16 protein-coding genes and 1 pseudogene are annotated in these 16743 nt (G+C 61.5%); 4 read left to right on the forward strand and 13 right to left on the reverse strand.

All coding sequences use genetic code 11. From position 1 onward, the window contains the following. Positions 1-72: 72 nt before the first annotated feature. The 3 genes from QD336_RS14185 to QD336_RS14195 form a co-directional block, all read right to left on the reverse strand. Positions 73-1095: an ABC transporter substrate-binding protein gene (locus tag QD336_RS14185; protein WP_269345285.1), complete on the reverse strand. Its 1023-nt coding sequence runs from the start codon at positions 1093-1095 to the stop codon at positions 73-75. Beyond that, positions 1092-2153, reverse strand: a complete 1062-nt coding sequence (locus tag QD336_RS14190; protein ID WP_269345283.1) for a LacI family DNA-binding transcriptional regulator — start codon at positions 2151-2153, stop codon at positions 1092-1094. Before QD336_RS14190 ends, QD336_RS14185 begins: the two co-directional genes overlap by 4 nt. Positions 2154-2287: 134 nt before the next feature. Beyond that, positions 2288-3208, reverse strand: coding sequence for a LysR family transcriptional regulator (locus QD336_RS14195; RefSeq protein WP_269345281.1), 921 nt, complete (start codon positions 3206-3208; stop codon positions 2288-2290). Between the two features lie 96 nt (positions 3209-3304). Here QD336_RS14195 and QD336_RS14200 point away from each other — a divergent pair, with 96 nt between their 5' ends. From QD336_RS14200 to QD336_RS14210, 3 genes are all read left to right on the forward strand, one after another. Continuing rightward, positions 3305-4492, forward strand: a complete 1188-nt coding sequence (locus tag QD336_RS14200; RefSeq protein ID WP_269345279.1) for an acyl-CoA dehydrogenase — start codon at positions 3305-3307, stop codon at positions 4490-4492. A gap of 503 nt (positions 4493-4995) precedes the next feature. Beyond that, entirely contained in the window at positions 4996-5835 is an 840-nt protein-coding gene (locus QD336_RS14205; protein ID WP_269345277.1) for a siderophore-interacting protein, read from the forward strand. A gap of 484 nt (positions 5836-6319) precedes the next feature. Further along, on the forward strand, positions 6320-8233 hold the full coding sequence (locus tag QD336_RS14210; RefSeq protein WP_269345275.1) for a PhoX family protein: 1914 nt from the start codon (positions 6320-6322) through the stop codon (positions 8231-8233). A 191-nt stretch (positions 8234-8424) separates the two neighbouring features. Here QD336_RS14210 and QD336_RS14215 read toward each other — a convergent pair whose 3' ends face one another. Continuing rightward, the gene (locus QD336_RS14215) at positions 8425-8676 is read right to left on the reverse strand and encodes a beta-barrel domain-containing protein (RefSeq protein ID WP_269345273.1); all 252 of its coding nucleotides are present in this window, start codon (positions 8674-8676) and stop codon (positions 8425-8427) included. A 38-nt stretch (positions 8677-8714) separates the two neighbouring features. On the opposite strand from QD336_RS14215, the pseudogene QD336_RS14220 reads away from it, so the two are divergent. Next, positions 8715-9190 (forward strand): annotated as a pseudogene (locus tag QD336_RS14220) (LysR substrate-binding domain-containing protein). Between the two features lie 39 nt (positions 9191-9229). Here QD336_RS14220 and QD336_RS14225 read toward each other — a convergent pair. The 9 genes from QD336_RS14225 to QD336_RS14265 all read right to left on the reverse strand — a co-directional run. Further along, positions 9230-9925 carry a cytochrome c3 family protein gene (locus QD336_RS14225; protein ID WP_269345777.1) on the reverse strand — a complete coding sequence of 232 codons (696 nt, stop codon included), beginning with the start codon at positions 9923-9925 and terminating at the stop codon, positions 9230-9232. Positions 9926-9927: 2 nt separating this feature from the next. Continuing rightward, positions 9928-10419, reverse strand: coding sequence for a nitrate reductase cytochrome c-type subunit (locus tag QD336_RS14230; protein WP_010973823.1), 492 nt, complete (start codon positions 10417-10419; stop codon positions 9928-9930). Continuing rightward, on the reverse strand, positions 10389-12893 hold the full coding sequence (gene napA, locus QD336_RS14235; RefSeq protein ID WP_269345266.1) for a periplasmic nitrate reductase subunit alpha: 2505 nt from the start codon (positions 12891-12893) through the stop codon (positions 10389-10391). The genes QD336_RS14230 and napA overlap by 31 nt, the downstream gene beginning before the upstream one ends. Continuing rightward, the gene (locus QD336_RS14240) at positions 12868-13155 is read right to left on the reverse strand and encodes a chaperone NapD (protein WP_269345265.1); all 288 of its coding nucleotides are present in this window, start codon (positions 13153-13155) and stop codon (positions 12868-12870) included. The genes napA and QD336_RS14240 overlap by 26 nt, the downstream gene beginning before the upstream one ends. Next, complete coding sequence (locus QD336_RS14245) at positions 13148-13642, reverse strand: ferredoxin-type protein NapF (RefSeq protein ID WP_269345263.1); 495 nt, start codon at positions 13640-13642, stop codon at positions 13148-13150. The genes QD336_RS14240 and QD336_RS14245 overlap by 8 nt, the downstream gene beginning before the upstream one ends. Positions 13643-13649: 7 nt before the next feature. Further along, positions 13650-13835: a periplasmic nitrate reductase, NapE protein gene (napE, locus tag QD336_RS14250; protein ID WP_269345261.1), complete on the reverse strand. Its 186-nt coding sequence runs from the start codon at positions 13833-13835 to the stop codon at positions 13650-13652. A 205-nt stretch (positions 13836-14040) separates the two neighbouring features. Then, complete coding sequence (locus tag QD336_RS14255) at positions 14041-15228, reverse strand: NnrS family protein (RefSeq protein WP_499171091.1); 1188 nt, start codon at positions 15226-15228, stop codon at positions 14041-14043. Next, positions 15225-15977: an ATP-binding cassette domain-containing protein gene (locus QD336_RS14260; protein WP_269345257.1), complete on the reverse strand. Its 753-nt coding sequence runs from the start codon at positions 15975-15977 to the stop codon at positions 15225-15227. The genes QD336_RS14255 and QD336_RS14260 overlap by 4 nt, the downstream gene beginning before the upstream one ends. Then, positions 15974-16743, reverse strand: a 770-nt coding sequence (locus tag QD336_RS14265) for an ABC transporter permease (protein WP_499171092.1), incomplete at its 5' end; no start/stop codon positions are given. The genes QD336_RS14260 and QD336_RS14265, both read right to left, overlap by 4 nt.

The raw sequence follows: 16743 nt of genomic DNA on the forward strand, positions 1-16743 counted from the left end.
CCGAACCGCTTTTCCCGGAATGGAGCCGTCCTCGCGGACGTTTCGATGCCCCGTTCCAAACGGTGAAAGGAGTTACTGGCCGACCTTGGCGTTCCACTCCGACAACCACTTGTCGCGGTTATCAAGCGTCACGTCGGACGGAATGAGCTGCAGGCTGCGGGCGGTTTCGTCACCATAGGTGATGTTGTTCGCCACCTCGTCAGACACCTTGACCTGCTTGTTGGTCGGGCTGTCCACCAGCTTTTCAGCCAGCGCCTTCTGAACGTCGGTCGACAGCCAGAAATCCATGAATTGCAGCGCAAGATCCTCGTTCTTTCCGCCCTTCGGCACGACGAGCACATTCATGCCGCCGGTCTGGCCTTCCTTGGGGGTTGCCCAGGCAAGCGGCAGATCAAGCTTGGTGAAAGGCGCCCAGGAGAAACGGCCGATGGGGGCTGCCCAGATTTCTTCCTGCTGCATCAGCTGGACCAGCTGCGAGGACTTGACGTAGAAGGTGACGATATCGTCCTTCTTCTCACCCACGGCCTCGATGGCGCCGGAAAGATCAGGCGTATCCTTGCCGATGGCCTTGCCCAGCATATAAAGCGCCGGCGGGCCCTGATTGGTGGTGACATTCGGGAAGGCGACGTGGTCGACAATGCCGTCCTTCAGAAGATCGGCCCAGCTGTCGATCTTCATCTTGTCGGTGCGGTAGACGATCGATGTGGCGTAGAAATTGACGCCGACGCTCATGCCGTCGCCATTCGGGTCCTTGGCGATGTCATAGAGGTTTTCGATATTCGGCACCTTGGAGGCGTCGATCTTCTGGATCAGGTCCTTGCGGGTGGCGGAGAGCGCATCGGCCATGGAAACAATGGCGAGATCAACCACCGGATTGGCCTTGTTGGCTTCCATCTTGGCCAGACGCTCGACGCTGTTGCCGGTCTCGACGACGAGCTTGCAGCCGCATTTCTGCTCGAAGGGCGTATAGACCAGTTCCTTGAATTCATCCTGCGCAAAGGCGTAGACGGAAATCGTCAGCGTCTTGTCCTGGGCCTGCGCCGCTCCCATCGTCAGCATCAGGGCGGTGCCCGACGCGAAAATGATCTTTTTCATGGTGTGAGTTCTCCTGCTGTCGTGTTTTTGGCTTCAATCGCATCATGCTTTGCCTTGCCGGTGGAGCCGCGCATGATCAGCGCCATCGGTACTTTCGAAATATCCGCCGTCACATCGATGGCGACACCGTTCTCACCGGCGCCATCGATGGCGCGCAGCAGCGCCCCGACCGCGAGATCGGCTATGCGGCCCATATCCATGCGCATGGTCGTGAGCGGCGGGGTGACCACGGCGGAAAAAATGAGATCGTCGAAACCGGTGACGCTCGCCTTTTCCGGCACCTCGATACCCTCGCGCTGCAACTCGGTGAGCGCGCGTAACGCATGCAGGTCGGAAATGGCGGCAAAGGCGGTAAAACCATCCGCCACCAGATCGGCAAGCCCCAGCCGGCAGCCTGCGCCACCCACCTGTTCGATGCTGTCGATCCAGAGCGTCCGGGTCACACACGTCTTGCCGAGACCATCGCGAATGCCGCCGAGACGGTCGTTCTGCACGTTGGAATCGCGGTTCTTGCCCACCAGCACCACCTTGCGGTGGCCAAGGCTTGCCAGATAGTCGCCCACCTGCCGGCCGCCATCCCAATGGTCAGCGGCGACGGTGTTTCCCGGCGTGGAAGGGCTGTCGATGACGGCAACCGGGCAATCAACATTGGAGATACGCGTGCCGCGGCGGGGAACGATCACCATGCCATCCACCCCGCGCTCGATCAGCCGGTTGATGGCGTCCGTCTGCATGGCGATCTCACCGCGGGCGTCGGCAATCAGCACGCCATAACCGGCGGTGACGGCCGCCTTTTCGATGGCCTGCGCGATCTGCGGGAAAAGAGGGTTGGCGATATCGGGCAGAACCAGCCCCAAAACGCCTGATCTGCCGGTGCGCAGCGCCCTGCCCGCCGAACTCGGCACATAACCCAGTTCGCTTGCCGTCTTGCGAATGCGCTCCACCAGATCGGGCGAAACGCGGCCCTTGCCGGAGAGCGCATTGGACACGGTTGCAACCGACACGCCGAGTGCCGCTGCTATCGCGCTCAGATTGGTGGCAGGCCGTGACGACGCCATTGATGGTCCGGGAAGGCTGATTAAACGTTTAATCAGGATAAGCGAGGTGTGGACCGCTGTCGAGTCCTGCGCCGGCGAAATACGGCGAAAAGCTGGGCACAAAGGTTAAATGCCCGAAAAAAGAGCGATTATTTTTACGAGGTCTGGGTGCTGGCTGCGCGATAAGCCTCGACCTGCCGCACCAGCCAGTCACGAAACAGCACGACAGGGACGTGATTGGCACGCGAAAGCGGCGCCACCGCATAATAGGAACTGGGGCTTCTCGCCTGATGATCGAAGGCTTTCACCAGTTGCTTCGATTTCAGCTCATTATCGATCAGGAACAGCGGCATCAGCGCCACGCCAAGCCCGGCGATGCAGGCCTGCGCCACGCTGGAAAACTGCTCGAAGCGCATGCCCTGCGGCAAGGCGAGCGACAGGCCGAGACTTTCGAACCAGTGGCCCCATGCTCCCGGCCGCGAGGCCATATGCAGGAGCGGCAGGGCGGCGATATCCTCGCCCTTTTCCACCGGATGGGCGCTGAGGAATTGCGGGCTGCAAACCGGCGCGACCATTTCATGCATAAGAAAGGTGCTTTCCGCGCCCGGCCAGTCGGCCTGGCCGATATGGATCGCCATATCCAACTGCTCCCGCTCAAAATCGAACTGGCCGATGCGGGTGGCGAAATTGATAGTGATTTCCGGGTGGTTTGCCACAAAATCCGGGATGCGCGGCAAAAGCCAGCGGGTGCCGAAGGTGGGCAACATGGCGAGGTTCAGCGTATTGCCATGCGTTTTGGTCATGATCTGCAGGGAGGCGGAGCGTATCTCGCCAAGGGCGGAGGCGATGGATTTCGCATAAGCGCGCCCCTCGGTCGTCAGCGCCACGCCCCGCGCGCCGCGCTCGAACAGGCGCACGCCAAGCTGTTCTTCCAGTGACATAACCTGCCGGCTGATTGCCCCTTGCGTCAGCGCCAGCTCATCGGCGGCGGCGGAAAAACTGCCGAGCCGGGCAACGGAATCGAAAGCGGCGAGCGCGCTGGTGGACGGCAGGAGTTTGCGGCTGAGAGACGACATGAGCCATTACTATATGTAATGCAAAAATGAGTAAACATGGCTTGTGCCATCAGGCTTGAATACCAATAATCCGGCCAGCAAATCCGGAGGCATAAAGTGAGCGAACGCGCAGCATTTAATTGGCAGGACCCTTTTCTGCTGGAAGACCAACTGACCGATGACGAGCGGATGATCCGCGACAGTGCCGAAGCCTTCGGCAAATCCGAACTTTTGCCGCGCATTCAGGAAGCCTATCTTTCCGAAACCACCGAACCGGAACTCTTCCGCCTGATGGGCCGCACCGGCCTGCTCGGCGTGACCCTGCCGGAGGAATATGGCGCGGCCAATGCGAGCTACGTGGCCTATGGCCTCGTCGCCCGCGAGGTGGAGCGGATCGACAGTGGTTACCGCTCGATGATGAGCGTGCAGTCCTCCCTCGTCATTCACCCGATCTTCGCTTACGGCTCGGACGAGCAGAAGAAGAAATACCTGCCGGGCCTCGTTTCCGGCGAACTGATCGGCTGTTTCGGCCTCACCGAGCCGGATGCCGGCTCCGATCCGGGCGGCATGAAAACCCGCGCCGAAAAGATCGAAGGCGGCTATCGCCTGCGCGGTTCGAAAATGTGGATTTCCAACGCACCGATCGCCGATGTTTTCGTCGTCTGGGCGAAATCGGAAGCCCATGGCAACGAGATCCGCGGTTTCCTGCTGGAAAAGGGCATGAAGGGCCTCTCCGCCCCGAAGATCGGCGGCAAGCTCTCACTGCGCGCCTCCATCACCGGCGAAATCGTCATGGATGGCGTGGAAGTCGGCGAAGACGCATTGCTACCGAATGTTTCCGGCCTGAAGGGCCCGTTCGGCTGCCTGAACCGCGCCCGCTACGGCATTTCCTGGGGCGTGATGGGTGCCGCTGAGGATTGCTGGTTCCGTACCCGGCAATATGGCCTCGACCGCAAGCAGTTCGGCAAGCCGCTCGCCGGCACGCAGCTTTACCAGAAGAAGCTCGCCGACATGCAGACCGAAATCGCACTCGGCCTTCAGGCATCGTTGCGCGTCGGCCGGCTGATGGACGAACATAAGATGGCGCCGGAAATGATCTCCATCGTCAAGCGCAACAATTGCGGCAAGGCGCTGGATATCGCCCGGCAGGCCCGCGACATGCATGGCGGCAACGGCATCCAGATCGAATATCACGTCATGCGCCACGCGCAGAATCTTGAAACGGTCAACACCTATGAGGGTACGCATGACGTTCACGCGCTGATCCTTGGCCGGGCACAGACGGGTATTCAGGCATTTTTCTGAGGCTTTCTCCGCATCGAGAAGCAGCTGGATTGACAGAGGCCAGAACCCCTCCTTCGCCATGCCCGGGCCTGTCCCGAGCATCTGCAACCATTTGATTTTATGCTCCGTGATTGAAGCCTCGGGATAAGCTTGGGGATGACCGCGAGGGTCAGACACGATTGCCAGCAGTTTGAGGCCTCCGGAAATCTTTCGGAGGCCTTTTTGCTCTGCTCAGGACAGCACCTTAGAACGTGCCGCGCACGCCGCTGCCGAACAGGCGCGGTTCGCCCGTGCTGACCTCAATGCCGCGATTTTCCCTTATTCAAAACCGCGGCGACCATAAACTTGAGTTTTAGAAGAAAGTTATATTGCAGCAGCCAAAATCGCCTGTTATGGTTCGCGCATCTTGACGCAACGACGCCGGATCGCCCGCCGGAAAATTCCGACGCGCGATTATCCGGCCCACCGATCCGGGACAGCGAGACCGCCGATCCCATCGGCAATATCCCAGGAAAGACAAGAGCATGAGCATGCCAGACACCCTAGCGTCCGCCATTCCGGACCGCACCCCCACACGTCACCGCCACCCAATCCGCCTGCGTACGCTTGATGTCGCACGCGTTGAAAAACTCAGCCGCTCCATGGTGCGCATCGTCCTTACCGGGCCGGAACTGGAGGGCTTTGCCAGCCTCGGTTTTGACGATCACGTCAAGATGTTCTTCCCCGCGCCCGGTGAAACCGAACCAAGCCTGCCGGTGATCGGCCCGAATGGCATGGAATTTCCGGAAGGCGCACCGCGCCCGCTGGTGCGTGATTATACCCCGCGTAGCTTCGACGCCGAAAAGGGTGAACTCGCCATCGATTTCGCCACCCATCATGACGGCCCCGCCAGCAATTGGGCAAAATCCGCCAAAGCGGGTGACCGGGCGTGGATCGCCGGGCCGCGTGGCTCCTTCATCGTTCCCTTCACCTATGACTGGCATCTGCTGATCGCCGACGACACCGGCCTTCCCGCCCTTGCACGGCGGCTGGAGGAAATGCCCGCGGGCACCCGTGTCGTGGCGCTGATCGAGGTCGAGACGGACGCCGACCGGCTGGAACTTACGACCAGGGCAGACGCTTCGATCGTGTGGGTCACGCAGCAATCCGCAAGCGGCACGGACCATGGCGCCTTGAAGGCGGCGCTGCGCCAGTTCGAGCTGCCGAAAGGCGATTTCTTCAGCTGGGTCGCATGTGAATCGCAGACCGCAAAGGAGGTTCGCGCCATCCTCGTCGGGGAATGCGGCGCAAACCCCAAATGGACCCGCGCTTCCGGTTACTGGCGGCGCGGCGCCAGCGGTGTTCACGATCATTTCGATGATTGAGCCGGCAATCCCGGCGCAAACCATACCGGACACGCAAAGGTGATGACGGAGCTTGGGGCACTTTTTACCAAGGCTCCGGACGACGAGAGGGCGGCAGGCTTCATTCGCTCGCCCTCATGCGCCTGATCCCGCCGCTTTCGCAACTTGCCGGGCGGCATCTCGATGATTATCTCGCCCGGCAGCCTGCCCCTTGGCGTGCCACTGACCAAAAGCGGTGGATCATCGAGTAAACGGCTCCACATCGCCGCGCCTGACGGCCGAGCCTCAGCAAAAAAGAGCGCCGCACAGCGGAGGTCCCTTCCGCTTCCGCCGCTTTGAAGGCATGCTGCTCATCCGCATCCTTCTCGCGTATTGAGGGAAAAATGGCGAATTCTTCCCTATGACAGTCATATTTAAAGCATGTCTTCCCGTCATCCGAGTGAAACACTCAGCCGGTACGCAGCCTGTTGGAATGATTCCAAACATTGAACGGTGGAGACACGACATGACCGACATCGATACGAGCAAGCTGTCCTGGGACGAGTGGGACGAATTGCAAAACCCGCCGCCGGCCGAAACCGATTTCGACCGCGTGGTCGAAAGCGCGATCTCCCGCCGCGGTTTTCTCGGCGGCGTGCTCGCCTTCGGCTCGGCGGCAGCTGCCATGGGCACGCTCGGCAACCTGATGACCAGCACCTCGGCCGAAGCGCAGGAAGCCGCTGCCGGCCGCTTCCCCTTCAAGCCGGTGGCGGCCGCCACCGACCACACCATCCATGTGCCGGAAGGTTACAACTGGAAGCCGCTTGCCAAGTGGGGCCAGCCGCTTTTCTCCAACGTTCCCGATCTCGACCCCGCCAAGGGCGTCAGCGTTGAAAACTCCGATAAGGTCTTCGGCGAAAACACCGACGGCATGGAACTCTTCATGGTCGGCAGCCACCAGCTCATCGCCGTCAACCACGAATATGTGAACCCGGAAACCAACCTGCCGCACACTGAAAAGGGCAACCCGAAGACGGCCGACGACGTGAAGATCCTGCAGAACATGCAGGGCGTCACCGTCATGGAAGTCGCCGAAGGCAACGACGGCTGGGAAATCGTTCTCGACAGCCCGTTCAACCGCCGTATCCACCACAACACGCCGATAAAGCTTTCCGGCCCCGCCGCCGGCTCCGATCTCGTCAAGACCGCTGCCGATCCGAAAGGTGTCGACTGTCTCGGGACCTTCAACAATTGCGGCGCCGGCCGCACGCCCTGGGGCACCTACCTCACCTGCGAGGAAAACTTCAACGGCTATTTCGGCACCGCAGACGCCGCCTTCAAGCTGCCTGACGACTACAAGCGTTATGGCATCGTTGCCGAGACACGTTACGCCTATGAAAAGTTCGACGAACGTTTCGACGTTGCCAGGAACCCCAACGAGCCGCGCCGTGCCGGTTACGTGGTCGAGATCGATCCTTCGGACGCCTCCTCCACCCCCGTCAAGCGCACCGCGCTCGGCCGCATCAAGCACGAAAACGCCGCCGTGGTGATTGCCCGCGACGGCCGCGTGGTGGTTTACATGGGTGACGACGAGCGTGGCGAATTCCTCTATAAATTCGTCTCCAACGGCATCTATGTGCCGGGCGGCGACACCTCGAAGCTGTTGGACGAAGGCACGCTCCACGTCGCGAAATTTTCGGATGACGGCGCCGGCGAATGGGTGGCGCTCACGCCCGCAACCACCGGCATGAAGATCGATGAAATCTGCGTCTTCACCCGACAGGCCGCTTCCAAGGTCGGTGCAACGACGATGGACCGCCCGGAATGGGTTGCCATCAACCCGGTCGCCATCGAGGCCTATTGCGCGCTGACCAACAACAGCCGCCGCGGCGAAATGAAAGATGGCAAGCTGCGCGCCAATGCCGGCGGCGACGCCATGGCGATCAATGCCGCCAACCCGCGCGAGAAGAACGAATATGGCCAGATCGTTCGCTGGTATCCGGAAAATGACGACCATGCCGACGCAAAGTTCAAGTGGGACCTGTTCTGCATGGCCGGCAACCCCGCCGTTCACAAGGACACCTATGCCGGCTCCGCAAACATCAACGAAGGCAACATGTTCAACTCGCCTGACGGCATGATGTTTGACTCGACCGGCCTGCTCTGGATTCAGACCGATGGCGAAGACAGCAACGAAGGCAATTTCGCCGGCCAGGGCAACAACCAGATGCTGGCGGGCGACCCGGCCACCGGGCGCATCGAGCGCTTCCTGACCGCGCCGAAGGGTTCCGAAGTCACCGGCCAGACCTGGTCGGGCGACAAGCGCACCCACTTCGTCGGCATCCAGCACCCCGATGCCCCCTTCCCGGATGGCGAAGGCAAGCTGCCGCGCTCGACCGTCATCGCCATCAAGCGCGACGACAACGCGCAGGTCGGCTGACACAGGGTTGAAGAAAACCGTGCCGCGGCTAAGCCGCGGTTCGGTTCGATATGGAAACGCCGTGCACCGCAAGGATGCAGGGCGTTTTCTTTGTTGTAATGCGCTCTCGGCCCACCCTGAACGACAGGGCGGGCCATAGCGACCGGCAAACCGGCTTCCGCCTTCGCCGGCTAAAAGTTGGGCGCCCCCGCTCAGTCCTGCCGGAAGGTGCGGTTTGCCTGATCGAGCAAGAGCTTGAGGAAATACGACAACACGCTTCTTTCGCCGGTGGTGATGAAGGCTTCCACCGGCATGCCGGGCATGAGGCTGAATTCTCCCAGCTGCTTTATCTGCTCCTGCGAGGTGGCGACGCGCACGATGTAATAGCTCGCACCCGTTCGCTGATCGACCATCACATCCGCCGAAATGCGCTCCACCGTCACGGCTGAAGGCGGAGCGGCCACAGCTCACCTTTTCCCTTTCGGTCGACAATTCGGCCCGGGTGGTGGAGCAGATCATCGACTATCGCGCCGATGTCGCCATCACCGCCCGCGCACCGGACGATCCGCGTCTCTATGGCGTCAAGTTTCTCAGCATGCGGCTCGGTCTGTGTGTACCCGTCTCGCACCCGCTGGCGGAGCGGGAGCGCGCCTTCATGGCCGAACTGGAGGCCTGTCCTTCGTCATGCGCGAACGGGGCTCGCGCACCCGCGAGATCTTCGAAAAGAACCTCGCCGATCATGGCATCTCCATCCAGCCGGTCGTCGAGATTTCCTCCCGCGAGGGTGTGCGCGAAGCCATCGCCAACGGGGTGGGATGCGGCGTGGTTGCCGATCTGGAATTCGGCCACGATGTGCGTCTTGCCTTCGTGCCGCTGTGCGACGCCAACGAACTCATCGACGAATATGCGATCTGCCTCGCCGAAAGGCGGCATCTGCCGCTGTTGCGCCGCTTCATCGAAGAAGCCGACCGGGCCTGATTGCGGCCCAACCGGGTTCCCACCACCTCGCCGTGATCGTCAGAACACGTTCCGGTGCACATCCGTCATTGCACGCCGCAGGTCATCCACCGCAGATGCCGTCGGCCCCGGCTGGTCGTCGAGCGCCAGCGGCATTTTCCAGCCGGGATCGATGCCTTCCATGTTCGGCAACTCATGTGCGATGCCCTTGTGGCAATCGATGCAGGTGGCCTTGCCCGTCAGCAGATATTTGGAATGGATATCGGCGGCGCGCTGCGTCTGTTTGGTGAAGTCCATGGCGGCGGAAGAATGGCAGTTGCGGCACTCCAAGCTGTCATTGGCCTTCAGGCGCGACCATTCGTGCTGGGCAAGCTCCAGCCGCTTGTCGAGGAACTTCTTGCGGGTGTCGATGGTGCCGAAAATCTTGCCCCAGACTTCCTTTGAAGCCTGCATCTTGCGGGCGATCTTGTCGGTCCACTCATGCGGCACATGGCAATCCGGACAGGAAGCACGCACGCCCGAACGGTTGGAAAAATGCACCGTCCGGGTCAGTTCCTCATAAACATTGGCGCGCATCTCGTGGCAGGAAATGCAGAAGGCTTCCTTGTTGGTCATTTCCAGCGCCGTGTTGAAGGCGCCCCAGAACATCACGCCACCGACGAAGCCGCCGAGCGTCAGGAAGGCGAGGCTGAGCGTACCCGCCGGTGTCGTCAGCACCGCCCAAAGCCAGGCGAGAAGTTTTTTCACACGGGCGATCATCATTCGCTACCCGCCGGTTTTACACCCATCGTGCTCATGTCCTCAAACGTGTTGGGCACGAGTGGCCGGGTATCAGCCTGCGGTACGTGGCAGGCGGTGCAGAAATAACGGCGCGGCGAAACATCCGCCAGCATCTGGCCTTCGCGCGTCATATAGTGGGTGACGCTGATCATCGGCGCGCCGGAATCCTGCGTGAATTCGCGCTTGTGGCAGGACAGACAGCGGTTGGCATTGACCGACAGCTGGTAACCGTCGATCGAATGCGGGATGACCGGCGGCTGTTCCGGATAGGCGCGCATGCGCCTGAAATCGTCGATCACCCATTTCGGCAGAGGTTTGGCCGGCTCGGTCTTCATCGCGTCGCCGCGCGGGCCGGACAGTTCCGGCACCATCTGCGCGACGGCCCCCGTCGCAAGAGCCACGACCAGAAGCGTGGCGGCGATCCATCCGTGTTTCCTGATCATGCGACTGGCTCTATCTTGACTGCGCATTTCTTGAAATCCGTCTGCTTGGAGATGGGATCGGTTGCGTCGAGCGTCACCTTGTTGATCAGCTGGCTGGCATCGAACCAGGGAACGAAGACGACGCCGGGCGGCATGCGGTTGCGGCCGCGCGTTTCCACCCGCGAGCGGATTTCGCCGCGGCGCGAGACGATGCGGATTTCCGCACCCTGATTGAGCCCGCGCTTGCGCGCATCGTCGGCATTCATGAAACAGCGGGCGCCGGGAAAGGCCTTGTAGAGTTCCGGCACGCGCATGGTCATGGAGCCGGAATGCCAGTGCTCCAGCACGCGGCCCGTCACCAGCCAGGTATCGAATTCCTCATCGGGAGATTCCGCCGGCGGCTCGTAGGGCACGGCGATGATGACCGCCTTGCCGTCCTTGTTGCCGTAGAACTTCACGCCCTCGCCGGGTTTGACATAGGGGTCGTAACCCTCGCGATAACGCCACAAGGTCTCCTTGCCATCGACGACGGGCCAGCGCATGCCGCGCACCTCGTGATAGGCATCGTAGGGCGCCAGATCGTGGCCGTGGCCACGCCCGAAGGCGGCGTATTCTTCGAAGAGACCCTTCTGCAGATAGAAACCGAAATCCTTGGATTCCTGGTTCTGGTAATCCGCGTTGATCTCGCTCAGCGGGAACTTGCCGACATCGCTGTCCTTGTAGAGCACCTCGTAAAGCGTCTTGCCACGATAGGCGGGATTGGCGTCGAGTATCTCCGCCGGCCACACCTCGTCGGTGGTGAAACGTTTGGAGAATTCCACCAGCTGCCAGAGGTCGGAACGCGCCTCGCCCGAGGCCTCCACCAGCTGGTGCCAGACATGGGTGCGCCGCTCGGCATTGCCATAGGCCCCTTCCTTCTCCACCCACATGGCGGCAGGCAGGATGAGGTCGGCGCTCATGGCAGTGATGGTCGGATAGGCATCCGAAACCACGATGAAGTTTTCCGGGTTGCGATAACCGAGATAAGTCTCGTTCTTGGTGTTGGGGCCGGCCTGAACATTGTTGTTGACCTGTACCCAGTAAAAATTCAGCTTGCCGTCATGCAGCATGCGATCCTGCTGCACGGCGTGGTAACCCGGCTTTTCCGGGATAATGCCGTGCGGGATGCGCCAGATTTCCTCGGCATGTTTACGGTGTTCCGGGTTGGTCACCGTCATGTCGGCCGGCAGGCGGTGGGCGAAGGTTCCCACCTCGCGCGCCGTGCCGCAGGCCGAGGGCTGGCCGGTGAGCGAGAACGGGCTGTTGCCCGGCTCGGAAATCTTGCCGGTCAAAAGATGGATGTTATAGACCATCTGGTTGGCCCAGACGCCGCGAACATGCTGGTTGAAACCCATGGTCCAGAGCGACATGACCTTGCGTTTCGGGTCGGCATAAAGCTCGGCCAGTTCCTCCAGGAAGCCGGCCTCCACGCCGGTCATGGCGGCGGTCTTTTCCAGCGTGTATTCGGAGACGAATTCCTTGAAGGTCTCGAAATCGATCGCTTCCGTCTTGGTCGGATCGGCTGAATTGGCGGCATTCACCTCCACCGGATTGTCGGGCCGCAGGCCATAACCGATATCGGTGACACCACGCACGAATTTCGTGTGGTTCTTCACGAAGTCTTCGTTGACGCGCCCGGTCTTGATGATGTGGTTGGCGATGTAATTGAGGATGACGAGATCCGTGCCCGGCTTGAAGACCATGGGGATATCGGCGAGATCCATGCTGCGATGGGTGAAGGTCGAAAGCACCGCCACCCTCACATGGTCGAAACCCAGACGCCGGTCGGCAATGCGGGTCCACAGGATGGGGTGCATCTCCGCCATGTTCGAGCCCCAGAGCACGAAGGCATCGGCATGTTCGAAATCGTCGTAGCAGCCCATCGGCTCGTCCATGCCGAAGGTGCGCATGAAGGCGTAGGCGGCCGACGCCATGCAGTGGCGGGCATTGGGATCGAGATTGTTGGAGCGGAAGCCGGCGCGCATCAGCTTGGTCGCGGCATAACCCTCGAAGATCGTCCATTGGCCGGAGCCGAACATGCCGACGGCCGTCGGTCCCTTTTCCTTCAGCACGCGCTTGCACTGCGCGGCCATCACGTCGAAGGCCTCGTCCCAGCTTACCGGTTCGAATTCGCCATCCTTGGCATAAACGCCGTTTTTCTTGCGCAGCAGCGGGGTTTGCAGGCGGTCCTTGCCATACATGATCTTGGACAGGAAATAGCCCTTGATGCAGTTGAGGCCACGATTGACCTCCGCCTGCATGTCGCCATGGGTGGCGACCACCTTGCCTTCCTTGACGCCGACCATGACGCCGCAGCCCGTGCCGCAGAAACGACAGGGCGCCTTGGACCATTTGATCTGCAATGCGGAAACACCGCCCGGCACCGGCTGGGCGGCGGCGGGAAGCGCAATGCCCGCCGTTGCCGCCGCAATGCCGGCGGCATGCGCCTTCAATAGATCACGCCGCGTCAGTTCGCTGCTCATCGCCGCTCGTCTCCTCTGTATCGACGTGTTCAAAAACCATGTTGGCGGCAATCACACCGTCGAGTGTCGAAATATAAGTGAGCGTATCGCCCAACATGCCGGTGCTCGTGCCATCGATGACGATGACGAACTTGCCGTTGCCCTCGCCATGAACCTCGACATTGTCGAGCGTCAAAAGCGTTGCAAACACGGCGTCCCGCATCTGCGGCATCACCGCCACCACGGCGCTTGAAACATGATACCGGCCCGTATTTTCAGGCATATTGCATCTCCGTGGCTCTATCCTTGATCTCGATCACACCGGCCGGACAGACGGACACGCAGGCCCCGCAGCCGGTGCAGGCATCCCTGACAAGCTGCGGCACGAAAGGGCCGCCGCGGCGCGGGCGAAACCGGATCGCCTCTGTCGGACAGGCATCGCGGCAGGCCTGGCAATCGATATTGCCGAAGGCGAGACAGCCCTCGCCGATCGCCATGACATGATCGAAGCGCTGCGCCGCAGGCACGGCAAAAACCGGCTCGGGACAGGCTTCCGCGCATTTGCCGCAGAAGTTGCATTCCCCGGCGGAGAAATCGACCGAAGGCAAGCCGCCCGCCATCGCGATGATGCCGGTGGGACAGGCTTCGACGCATTTTGCGCAACCGCTACAAGCGGCGAGGTCGCTCAACGCGACCCCGGGGGGACAGATACGCGGTTTTTGTTTTTGTCCGCCGCGCAGGAAATCGCGCCGATTGAGTTCCATCATCATTTAGCCCTCAATGACCGGGAGGCCCCGGCGGCCCGTAAATGATCTGGAACATCCAGCAGATGAAGCCATAGGCCCCGACAAATCCAACCGCCAGTATGGGCCAGATTCCAAAGGCCAGGACGGCAAAGGTCACAAGCTCCCTCGTCCGGCCCTGCTTTTCATCGGCATTCTGGGGCGCGACTATTTTAGGCATATTCGCGTTTCCTATTCGGTTCGAGTCATCATCGGCGAAAAGACGGAAATATTCAACCACTTGATTTTATTGATTATTTATCAGAAATAACATTCATCAATACCGCCCACCTAAGTCACTGATTTCATATTGGGCTTTTGCCAAAAAAATAAACATCGGGAATGGAAAGGGTGAGCGCCCTGCCGCCGGCGCCGTGAGAGCTCGCTCATCCGCATGCCCCCGCCTCGTCCATGCCCGGCGCACGCATGAAGGGCAGAAAGCCCTGTAGCCAGACACCGAAACTCGCAGCCCACACCATTGCACTGAGGCCGTGATGATAGGGAGACAGGATCGCTGCGAAATCGAATTCGGGCAGGATGCGGATCAGCCCGGCCATCACCATCAGCCCGGCTGCCGCATGCGCCTGCCATGGCAGATGCGCCAGATCACGTCCGGTATGCCTGAGCCCGGCAATGATGAAGACGGCCATGACGGCGCAACCAAGCGCCCCCACCGACAGGAGATGCAGGCCTGCGGCCGGTGGGACGGAAAAACCGAGTCGTGTCGCCCCGAGCGCCAGAAACCCCGCCCCGGCGAAGGCATTGCCGAGGCCGAGCAGCAAAACCTCGGTCTTGAAGACGGCGCGGCCGATGAACCATTCGGCCAGCCGGTCGAAAAACGCGGCGCCGGCCGCAAGCGCCAGCCAGGCACAGACATCGCTTTGCGGAAAGAAAAGTTTCGCCGCCATATAAAGCGTCACCATCGCGCCCGCCATGTGCTGGCGGCCGGGATGCGGCCGATAAGGGGTTGTCCCCCCGGTTGGATCGAGCGCCAGATTGAGGACGACGACATTGATACGCGCGGCGGACAGTGAAAACAGCACGATAAAGATGCACAGCGCCGCCTCCAGACAGCGGGATGCGAGGTCCAGATCACCGCTCCACCAGGCATAACGCACAGCCGCTTCCGCCGCCGTGAACAGAAAAAGCCAGATGAGGAAGGCCAGATGTTTCACCGTACGCCGCGCCAGCATCGCCGTGCCGATGAGGGCGGAAAGCGCCAGCAGAAAGGCCAGATCGAAAAAGCCCGCCGGCAGGCTCCATGCATCGCCCCCCGCAAACCCGATCAGGCGACCCGGCAGCCAGAGGCCGGCGAGAGCAAGAAGCGTGCTGCCCGAGGCCGCCCTGGTATCGGTCCACTCCGGAACTGCCGAACCAAGGAAGCCGGCAAGCGCCATGCCATAGGTGCCAAAAATCATTTCATGCGCGTGCCATTGCGATGGCGGAACGGCATCGCCGAAAGGCAGGTCATAACCGCCAATGACGATCCACAGAAACGGCCAGACCGCGCCATGGAGCGCAGCGAGCGGGAAAAACAGCCGCAGGGCCTCGGAAAGAATGGGGCGCGCCCTCATCTCGTCCGCTCCCGTGCCGAAAACAGTTCGGCAAAGGCCGGGCTTTCGGCCAGCAATTCCGCCTCGTCGAAAACCGCACGCGCCATGCGCCGGCCCGGCGAGCCGGCGGGCGTGTGCGTGGCGATGACGCGGCCATCGACACCGGAGAGCACGATCAACCTGTCGGCCACCAGCAGTGCTTCATGAAGGTCATGCGTCACGAGAAGCGTGGAGAAACCGCGCCTGCGGGAGGCGGCCACCAGAAGCTCCTGCAGATGGCGGCGCAGCCCGACATCAACGGCGCTGAAGGGCTCGTCCAGAAACAGCATGTCCGGTTCCACGGCGAGCGCCCGCGCCACCCCGGCGCGCTGGCGCATGCCGCCGGAAAGTTCGACCGGATATTTACCGAAATCCGCCTCTTCCAGGCCGACTTCCAGCGCAAAATGCCCTGCCCTTTCCCGTCGCTCCCTTCTCGGCATACCGGCAGCCGCAAGGCCGTAGGCGATATTGTCGATCAATGTCATCCACGGCAAAAGCCGTGGTTCCTGAAACACCAGCCCCTGCCGGCGATAATGGCGGTGCACACGGCCGCGCACGGGATCGATGATACCGGCCGCGATCTGCAGGATCGTCGTCTTGCCGCTGCCGGAAGGGCCGAGCAGCGCCACGGTTTCCCCCGGCGCTATGGTGAGATCAAAATTCTCGAACAGGCTGCGACCCAGAAAGGCGTGGCCGACATGTTCAAAACCAAGGGCAAGATGCTCGCTCATCGTTTGACACCCCATGGCAGCCCGGCGGCGCGCCAGCGTTCCAGCGCTTCGCGCAGCAGATGCAGCAGGCCGTAATCGGTCAGCAGTGCAAGGCCGACCGTGATGGTGAGCCAGGCGCTGACCTGCGCGATATCGAACAGCGCCCGTGCGGTCGCCAATTCGCCGCCAATGCCGCCGGAATTGGACAGAAGCTCGGCCATGACTGTCACTTTCCAGGCGCTGCCGGCCGTCGTTGTCCAGGCCGGAAAGAGATAGGAGAGAACATGCGGCATGGTGACCGTGCGCAGACGGTAGAACCACGGAGCGCCGAAGGCCTGCGCCATGACCTCCAGCTGCCGGTCCCGCTTGGCCACACCTTCCAGTGCGCCGGCGAAGGAGACCGGCGCCGAGGCGATGACCACGGTCATGACGGCCGTGCCTCCCGACGAGCCGAACCAGATCAGCGCCAGCACGATCCAGCCGATGGGCGGCACGCCGAGCAGGACGGTGACGACAGGCTTCATCAACCGCATCGCCGCGAAGGAATAACCGGCCAGCACACCCGCCACCGTGCCGATGCCTGCGGCAATGGCAAAACCGGTCAGCGCCCTGACGGCGCTCTGCGACAGGATCGTGAAGAAATCCGGCCGCGCTGCAAGCACCCCGATGGCAGCGAAGGTCTCACCCGGTGAAGGCAGGATGAAGGAGCCATAAATCTCATGCCCGGCCTGCCAGGCGGCGAGAAAACAGAAAATGCCGGAAAGCCCCGCCCAGCCCGACCAGAGAT

This window comes from Rhizobium sp. BR 250 (assembly GCF_047445855.1).
In the GTDB taxonomy this organism is placed as follows: Bacteria; Pseudomonadota; Alphaproteobacteria; order Rhizobiales; family Rhizobiaceae; genus Agrobacterium; species Agrobacterium tumefaciens_I.

Coding starts and splice junctions, on each gene's coding strand:
- QD336_RS14185 (WP_269345285.1), bottom strand. CDS start 1,095: ATGAAAAAGATCATTTTCGCGTCGGGCACCGCCCTGATGCTGACGATG.
- QD336_RS14190 (WP_269345283.1), bottom strand. CDS start 2,153: ATGGCGTCGTCACGGCCTGCCACCAATCTGAGCGCGATAGCAGCGGCA.
- QD336_RS14195 (WP_269345281.1), bottom strand. CDS start 3,208: ATGTCGTCTCTCAGCCGCAAACTCCTGCCGTCCACCAGCGCGCTCGCC.
- QD336_RS14205 (WP_269345277.1), top strand. CDS start 4,996: ATGAGCATGCCAGACACCCTAGCGTCCGCCATTCCGGACCGCACCCCC.
- QD336_RS14210 (WP_269345275.1), top strand. CDS start 6,320: ATGACCGACATCGATACGAGCAAGCTGTCCTGGGACGAGTGGGACGAA.
- QD336_RS14230 (WP_010973823.1), bottom strand. CDS start 10,419: ATGCGCAGTCAAGATAGAGCCAGTCGCATGATCAGGAAACACGGATGG.
- napA (WP_269345266.1), bottom strand. CDS start 12,893: ATGAGCAGCGAACTGACGCGGCGTGATCTATTGAAGGCGCATGCCGCC.
- QD336_RS14240 (WP_269345265.1), bottom strand. CDS start 13,155: ATGCCTGAAAATACGGGCCGGTATCATGTTTCAAGCGCCGTGGTGGCG.
- QD336_RS14245 (WP_269345263.1), bottom strand. CDS start 13,642: ATGATGATGGAACTCAATCGGCGCGATTTCCTGCGCGGCGGACAAAAA.
- napE (WP_269345261.1), bottom strand. CDS start 13,835: ATGCCTAAAATAGTCGCGCCCCAGAATGCCGATGAAAAGCAGGGCCGG.
- QD336_RS14255 (WP_499171091.1), bottom strand. CDS start 15,228: ATGAGGGCGCGCCCCATTCTTTCCGAGGCCCTGCGGCTGTTTTTCCCG.
- QD336_RS14260 (WP_269345257.1), bottom strand. CDS start 15,977: ATGAGCGAGCATCTTGCCCTTGGTTTTGAACATGTCGGCCACGCCTTT.